The organism is Providencia huaxiensis (assembly GCF_002843235.3).
Taxonomy (GTDB): Bacteria; Pseudomonadota; Gammaproteobacteria; order Enterobacterales; family Enterobacteriaceae; genus Providencia; species Providencia huaxiensis.
In genome coordinates this window covers 1-7,592 of record NZ_CP031119.1, presented here as the reverse complement: position 1 = coordinate 7,592, position 7,592 = coordinate 1, and the positions used below count along the sequence as shown (strand labels likewise).

General features: G+C 59.1%; 7 protein-coding genes and 2 pseudogenes. 2 read left to right on the top strand and 7 right to left on the bottom strand.

What is annotated here, in order from left to right; translation table 11 throughout:
- Positions 1–29 precede the first annotated feature (29 nt).
- Genes urfF through CYG50_RS23665 form a run of 3 tightly spaced genes read right to left on the bottom strand, consistent with a single transcriptional unit; the run spans position 30 to position 2,640 of the window.
- Positions 30–236 (bottom strand): plasmid repression protein F, encoded by a 207-nt coding sequence (gene urfF, locus CYG50_RS00260; RefSeq protein ID WP_007857788.1) that lies wholly within the window; start codon positions 234–236, stop codon positions 30–32.
- A gap of 1 nt (position 237) precedes the next feature.
- A complete protein-coding gene (locus CYG50_RS23340) occupies positions 238–450 on the bottom strand; it encodes a hypothetical protein (protein WP_000455501.1) in 213 nt (70 codons plus the stop codon).
- Between the two features lie 60 nt (positions 451–510).
- Positions 511–2,640, bottom strand: a complete 2,130-nt coding sequence (locus CYG50_RS23665; RefSeq protein WP_001395566.1) for a MobA/MobL family protein — start codon at positions 2,638–2,640, stop codon at positions 511–513.
- 198 nt (positions 2,641–2,838) lie between these two features.
- Here CYG50_RS23665 and CYG50_RS00245 point away from each other — a divergent pair, with 198 nt between their 5' ends.
- Positions 2,839–3,123 (top strand): mobilization protein C, encoded by a 285-nt coding sequence (locus tag CYG50_RS00245; RefSeq protein WP_000238497.1) that lies wholly within the window; start codon positions 2,839–2,841, stop codon positions 3,121–3,123.
- 553 nt (positions 3,124–3,676) lie between these two features.
- Positions 3,677–3,907 (top strand): annotated as a pseudogene (locus CYG50_RS00240) (IS91 family transposase); the annotation flags it as partial.
- Positions 3,908–3,987: 80 nt separating this feature from the next.
- Here the strand turns inward: CYG50_RS00240 and bla are convergent.
- From bla to CYG50_RS00215, 4 genes and pseudogenes are all read right to left on the bottom strand, one after another.
- On the bottom strand, positions 3,988–4,851 hold the full coding sequence (gene bla / locus CYG50_RS00235) for an HMS family class A beta-lactamase (protein WP_102139633.1): 864 nt from the start codon (positions 4,849–4,851) through the stop codon (positions 3,988–3,990).
- 416 nt (positions 4,852–5,267) lie between these two features.
- Positions 5,268–5,606 (bottom strand): annotated as a pseudogene (locus CYG50_RS00230) (dihydropteroate synthase); the annotation flags it as partial.
- Positions 5,607–5,914: 308 nt separating this feature from the next.
- Positions 5,915–6,766: a replication protein C, IncQ-type gene (repC, locus tag CYG50_RS00220; RefSeq protein ID WP_000240536.1), complete on the bottom strand. Its 852-nt coding sequence runs from the start codon at positions 6,764–6,766 to the stop codon at positions 5,915–5,917.
- A complete protein-coding gene (locus tag CYG50_RS00215; RefSeq protein ID WP_000190708.1) occupies positions 6,753–7,592 on the bottom strand; it encodes a helicase RepA family protein in 840 nt (279 codons plus the stop codon). The genes repC and CYG50_RS00215 overlap by 14 nt, the downstream gene beginning before the upstream one ends.

The window sequence follows — 7,592 nt, the reverse complement described above, 5'->3', positions numbered from 1 at the left end:
TGATTGCCTCCTTTGCAGGCAGTTGGTGGTTAGGCGCTGGCGGGGTCACTACCCCCGCCCTGCGCCGCTCTGAGTTCTTCCAGGCACTCGCGCAGCGCCTCGTATTCGTCGTCGGTCAGCCAGAACTTGCGCTGACGCATCCCTTTGGCCTTCATGCGCTCGGCATATCGCGCTTGGCGTACAGCGTCAGGGCTGGCCAGCAGGTCGCCGGTCTGCTTGTCCTTTTGGTCTTTCATATCAGTCACCGAGAAACTTGCCGGGGCCGAAAGGCTTGTCTTCGCGGAACAAGGACAAGGTGCAGCCGTCAAGGTTAAGGCTGGCCATATCAGCGACTGAAAAGCGGCCAGCCTCGGCCTTGTTTGACGTATAACCAAAGCCACCGGGCAACCAATAGCCCTTGTCACTTTTGATCAGGTAGACCGACCCTGAAGCGCTTTTTTCGTATTCCATAAAACCCCCTTCTGTGCGTGAGTACTCATAGTATAACAGGCGTGAGTACCAACGCAAGCACTACATGCTGAAATCTGGCCCGCCCCTGTCCATGCCTCGCTGGCGGGGTGCCGGTGCCCGTGCCAGCTCGGCCCGCGCAAGCTGGACGCTGGGCAGACCCATGACCTTGCTGACGGTGCGCTCGATGTAATCCGCTTCGTGGCCGGGCTTGCGCTCTGCCAGCGCTGGGCTGGCCTCGGCCATGGCCTTGCCGATTTCCTCGGCACTGCGGCCCCGGCTGGCCAGCTTCTGCGCGGCGATAAAGTCGCACTTGCTGAGGTCATCACCGAAGCGCTTGACCAGCCCGGCCATCTCGCTGCGGTACTCGTCCAGCGCCGTGCGCCGGTGGCGGCTAAGCTGCCGCTCGGGCAGTTCGAGGCTGGCCAGCCTGCGGGCCTTCTCCTGCTGCCGCTGGGCCTGCTCGATCTGCTGGCCAGCCTGCTGCACCAGCGCCGGGCCAGCGGTGGCGGTCTTGCCCTTGGATTCACGCAGCAGCACCCACGGCTGATAACCGGCGCGGGTGGTGTGCTTGTCCTTGCGGTTGGTGAAGCCCGCCAAGCGGCCATAGTGGCGGCTGTCAGCGCTGGCCGGGTCGGCGTCGTACTCGCTGGCCAGCGTCCGGGCAATCTGCCCCCGAAGTTCACCGCCTGCGGCGTCGGCCACCTTGACCCATGCCTGATAGTTCTTCGGGCTGGTTTCCACTACCAGGGCAGGCTCCCGGCCCTCGGCTTTCATGTCATCCAGGTCAAACTCGCTGAGGTCGTCCACCAGCACCAGACCATGCCGCTCCTGCTCGGCGGGCCTGATATACACGTCATTGCCCTGGGCATTCATCCGCTTGAGCCATGGCGTGTTCTGGAGCACTTCGGCGGCTGACCATTCCCGGTTCATCATCTGGCCGGTGGTGGCGTCCCTGACGCCGATATCGAAGCGCTCACAGCCCATGGCCTTGAGCTGTCGGCCTATGGCCTGCAAAGTCCTGTCGTTCTTCATCGGGCCACCAAGCGCAGCCAGATCGAGCCGTCCTCGGTTGTCAGTGGCGTCAGGTCGAGCAAGAGCAACGATGCGATCAGCAGCACCACCGTAGGCATCATGGAAGCCAGCATCACGGTTAGCCATAGCTTCCAGTGCCACCCCCGCGACGCGCTCCGGGCGCTCTGCGCGGCGCTGCTCACCTCGGCGGCTACCTCCCGCAACTCTTTGGCCAGCTCCACCCATGCCGCCCCTGTCTGGCGCTGGGCTTTCAGCCACTCCGCCGCCTGCGCCTCGCTGGCCTGCTGGGTCTGGCTCATGACCTGCCGGGCTTCGTCGGCCAGTGTCGCCATGCTCTGGGCCAGCGGTTCGATCTGCTCCGCTAACTCGTTGATGCCTCTGGATTTCTTCACTCTGTCGATTGCGTTCATGGTCTATTGCCTCCCGGTATTCCTGTAAGTCGATGATCTGGGCGTTGGCGGTGTCGATGTTCAGGGCCACGTCTGCCCGGTCGGTGCGGATGCCCCGGCCTTCCATCTCCACCACGTTCGGCCCCAGGTGAACACCGGGCAGGCGCTCGATGCCCTGCGCCTCAAGTGTTCTGTGGTCAATGCGGGCGTCGTGGCCAGCCCGCTCTAATGCCCGGTTGGCATGGTCGGCCCATGCCTCGCGGGTCTGCTCAAGCCATGCCTTGGGCTTGAGCGCTTCGGTCTTCTGTGCCCCGCCCTTCTCCGGGGTCTTGCCGTTGTACCGCTTGAACCACTGAGCGGCGGGCCGCTCGATGCCGTCATTGATCCGCTCGGAGATCATCAGGTGGCAGTGCGGGTTCTCGCCGCCACCGGCATGGATGGCCAGCGTATACGGCAGGCGCTCGGCACCGGTCAGGTGCTGGGCGAACTCGGACGCCAGCGCCTTCTGCTGGTCGAGGGTCAGCTCGACCGGCAGGGCAAATTCGACCTCCTTGAACAGCCGCCCATTGGCGCGTTCATACAGGTCGGCAGCATCCCAGTAGTCGGCGGGCCGCTCGACGAACTCCGGCATGTGCCCGGATTCGGCGTGCAAGACTTCATCCATGTCGCGGGCATACTTGCCTTCGCGCTGGATGTAGTCGGCCTTGGCCCTGGCCGATTGGCCGCCCGACCTGCTGCCGGTTTTCGCCGTAAGGTGATAAATCGCCATGCTGCCTCGCTGTTGCTTTTGCTTTTCGGCTCCATGCAATGGCCCTCGGAGAGCGCACCGCCCGAAGGGTGGCCGTTAGGCCAGTTTCTCGAAGAGAAACCGGTAAGTGCGCCCTCCCCTACAAAGTAGGGTCGGGATTGCCGCCGCTGTGCCTCCATGATAGCCTACGAGACAGCACATTAACAATGGGGTGTCAAGATGGTTAAGGGGAGCAACAAGGCGGCGGATCGGCTGGCCAAGCTCGAAGAACAACGAGCGCGAATCAATGCCGAAATTCAGCGGGTGCGGGCAAGGGAACAGCAGCAAGAGCGCAAGAACGAAACAAGGCGCAAGGTGCTGGTGGGGGCCATGATTTTGGCCAAGGTGAACAGCAGCGAGTGGCCGGAGGATCGGCTCATGGCGGCAATGGATGCGTACCTTGAACGCGACCACGACCGCGCCTTGTTCGGTCTGCCGCCACGCCAGAAGGATGAGCCGGGCTGAATGATCGACCGAGACAGGCCCTGCGGGGCTGCACACGCGCCCCCACCCTTCGGGTAGGGGGAAAGGCCGCTAAAGCGGCTAAAAGCGCTCCAGCGTATTTCTGCGGGGTTTGGTGTGGGGTTTAGCGGGCTTTGCCCGCCTTTCCCCCTGCCGCGCAGCGGTGGGGCGGTGTGTAGCCTAGCGCAGCGAATAGACCAGCTATCCGGCCTCTGGCCGGGCATATTGGGCAAGGGCAGCAGCGCCCCACAAGGGCGCTGATAACCGCGCCTAGTGGATTATTCTTAGATAATCATGGATGGATTTTTCCAACACCCCGCCAGCCCCCGCCCCTGCTGGGTTTGCAGGTTTGGGGGCGTGACAGTTATTGCAGGGGTTCGTGACAGTTATTGCAGGGGGGCGTGACAGTTATTGCAGGGGTTCGTGACAGTTAGTACGGGAGTGACGGGCACTGGCTGGCAATGTCTAGCAACGGCAGGCATTTCGGCTGAGGGTAAAAGAACTTTCCGCTAAGCGATAGACTGTATGTAAACACAGTATTGCAAGGACGCGGAACATGCCTCATGTGGCGGCCAGGACGGCCAGCCGGGATCGGGATACTGGTCGTTACCAGAGCCACCGACCCGAGCAAACCCTTCTCTATCAGATCGTTGACGAGTATTACCCGGCATTCGCTGCGCTTATGGCAGAGCAGGGAAAGGAATTGCCGGGCTATGTGCAACGGGAATTTGAAGAATTTCTCCAATGCGGGCGGCTGGAGCATGGCTTTCTACGGGTTCGCTGCGATTTAGCTGCCGCTATAAAGGAAGATTGAAAGAACACCTCTCATCTTATGATGCTGAGGTGCTTAGTACCCGCCAAGTTGCCTTAGTTATAAGAAGCGAAAATTTCTCTACCTATTTTGGCAATAGCTTTATTTCTCTCGTCAAACGAAGCTTCAGTCTGGGTGAGATATATCGCAACAATTAATGGCTGCTGTTCATTTGACCAAATCGCAGCGGTGATTCCCCTAGACCCAAAACCACCAGCACCCGACCTATCAGCAATTGACCACCCCTCTGGTAGCACTGAACGCAACAAGCTATCGGACACCTTGTTGCCAGCCATCCATTCAATTAATTGTTCTTTAGAGCCACTTGAGAGTTTCTCGCCATAAAGCAGTTTCCCGAGGCTTTTTACAATCGCGTTAGGTGTTGTTGTATCACGCTCATCCCCGCTTCGCGCTTCATTTAAATGAGGCTCTATACGATCCAGTCGCGTTACTTCATCACCGAGTTCTTTCATGAACAAGGTCAATTCAGATGGGCCACTAATACCGTCCAGTACTATATTAGCCGCTGTGTTGTCACTCATAACCAGTGCAGCCGTGCAAGCCTGCTTGAGGGAAAAGCTCTCTCCAACAAGCTTTTCTGTTATCGGCGACCAAGTAATAAGGTCTTGTTCCTCAATCTTCACAGATCGATCAATCGACAGCTTCGCCGTTTCAACATCGTGGAGCAATTTCGCACATGCAAGAGGTTTAAAGGTGCTCATCAACGGAAAACGTGAATCGCCGTTGTAATGCCAAAGGTAACCATCAGAAACGCTGTAGATTGAGACTCCTACTTTAGCACCCAGGTTTTGCTCTACCTCTTTGATGCTGTTGACTATCAGGTCTGGAGAAGAGTTGGCAGGAATGCTGAGGGTTAAGCTGCTTAACAGCGATACAAAAACAACAAATTTGGAGTACATACGATAGTTTTTTCCTAGATATAAAGAAAGGTGTTTCCTGCTCGCGATGATACATCAAAACGAATATCGATTAAAGAATTAGCGTCTGTTATGGGTCGCGACCTGCGGTTTAAAGCAGCTTCGAGTGAAAGAGAATTGCGTCTGCTTTACCAGTTTGTTTAAAAACTCTCACGGTTCGGAGTGGGCCAGCGCTTATCGAGGCCACCGAAGTTGTTCCGTCTCGCCTGAGTCGGACAAGGCCATTTATATTATTTAGTTAACTAGCCTAACTCAACTTTGCTCGGATGAGCGCTAAGGCAACCAATTAGGGGATCCCAGCGGGGATCAGTGAAAAAACTCGACCGAGTGATAGTTGTCAACGCCGTAAAAGTAGGTATGAACGAGATTTATCTTACTATCTTATTATTTTTTCGTTATTTATTAATAGATTTCAGAACATTGACAAAAAAGAGCAATATGGGAAAAGCGCTGGCATAGGCTTGCGTCGCGGGTTGATAACTGTCGAGCGAGACGGGAATGCCATCTGCCTTGAGCGCGTCCAGCACCGGCGCGATACGCGCGATTTCTGTGTCGGACGAAACAGGCGCGGCGTCGGGATTGCTGGATGCCGGACCGAGGTCGATCACATCTGCCCCCTCGGCCATCAGCTTACGCGCCTGCGCAATGGCTGCGTCTGGCGCCAGATACCGGCCTCCATCGGAGAAACTGTCCGAGGTTATGTTGACGATGCCGAAAATGATGAGCGATTTATTCATGGGGGCTTCTATAATAATAATAATCGAGCATGAGTCTCATACGGATGCTCGGGTCGAAAGGGAATCCCCAGGCGAGTAACCTGTTTGCGGTGATCCATTAGCTGCAGGAGCAGAAGAGCATACATCTGGAAGCAAAGCCAGGAAAGCGGCCTATGGAGCTGTGCGGCAGCGCTCAGTAGGCAATTTTTCAAAATATTGTTAAGCCTTTTCTGAGCATGGTATTTTTCATGGTATTACCAATTAGCAGGAAAATAAGCCATTGAATATAAAAGATAAAAATGTCTTGTTTACAATAGAGTGGGGGGGGGTCAGCCTGCCGCCTTGGGCCGGGTGATGTCGTACTTGCCCGCCGCGAACTCGGTTACCGTCCAGCCCAGCGCGACCAGCTCCGGCAACGCCTCGCGCACCCGCTGGCGGCGCTTGCGCATGGTCGAACCACTGGCCTCTGACGGCCAGACATAGCCGCACAAGGTATCTATGGAAGCCTTGCCGGTTTTGCCGGGGTCGATCCAGCCACACAGCCGCTGGTGCAGCAGGCGGGCGGTTTCGCTGTCCAGCGCCCGCACCTCGTCCATGCTGATGCGCACATGCTGGCCGCCACCCATGACGGCCTGCGCGATCAAGGGGTTCAGGGCCACGTACAGGCGCCCGTCCGCCTCGTCGCTGGCGTACTCCGACAGCAGCCGAAACCCCTGCCGCTTGCGGCCATTCTGGGCGATGATGGATACCTTCCAAAGGCGCTCGATGCAGTCCTGTATGTGCTTGAGCGCCCCACCACTATCGACCTCTGCCCCGATTTCCTTTGCCAGCGCCCGATAGCTACCTTTGACCACCATGGCATCAGCGGTGACGGCCTCCCACTTGGGTTCCAGGAACAGCCGGAGCTGCCGTCCGCCTTCGGTCTTGGGTTCCGGGCCAAGCACTAGGCCATTAGGCCCAGCCATGGCCACCAGCCCTTGCAGGATGCGCAGATCATCAGCGCCCAGCGGCTCCGGGCCGCTGAACTCGATCCGCTTGCCGTCGCCGTAGTCATACGTCACGTCCAGCTTGCTGCGCTTGCGCTCGCCCCGCTTGAGGGCACGGAACAGGCCGGGGGCCAGACAGTGCGCCGGGTCGTGCCGGACGTGGCTGAGGCTGTGCTTGTTCTTAGGCTTCACCACGGGGCACCCCCTTGCTCTTGCGCTGCCTCTCCAGCACGGCGGGCTTGAGCACCCCGCCGTCATGCCGCCTGAACCACCGATCAGCGAACGGTGCGCCATAGTTGGCCTTGCTCACACCGAAGCGGACGAAGAACCGGCGCTGGTCGTCGTCCACACCCCATTCCTCGGCCTCGGCGCTGGTCATGCTCGACAGGTAGGACTGCCAGCGGATGTTATCGACCAGTACCGAGCTGCCCCGGCTGGCCTGCTGCTGGTCGCCTGCGCCCATCATGGCCGCGCCCTTGCTGGCATGGTGCAGGAACACGATAGAGCACCCGGTATCGGCGGCGATGGCCTCCATGCGACCGATGACCTGGGCCATGGGGCCGCTGGCGTTTTCTTCCTCGATGTGGAACCGGCGCAGCGTGTCCAGCACCATCAGGCGGCGGCCCTCGGCGGCGCGCTTGAGGCCGTCGAACCACTCCGGGGCCATGATGTTGGGCAGGCTGCCGATCAGCGGCTGGATCAGCAGGCCGTCAGCCACGGCTTGCCGTTCCTCGGCGCTGAGGTGCGCCCCAAGGGCGTGCAGGCGGTGATGAATGGCGGTGGGCGGGTCTTCGGCGGGCAGGTAGATCACCGGGCCGGTGGGCAGTTCGCCCACCTCCAGCAGATCCGGCCCGCCTGCAATCTGTGCGGCCAGTTGCAGGGCCAGCATGGATTTACCGGCACCACCGGGCGACACCAGCGCCCCGACCGTACCGGCCACCATGTTGGGCAAAACGTAGTCCAGCGGTGGCGGCGCTGCTGCGAACGCCTCCAGAATATTGATAGGCTTATGGGTAGCCAT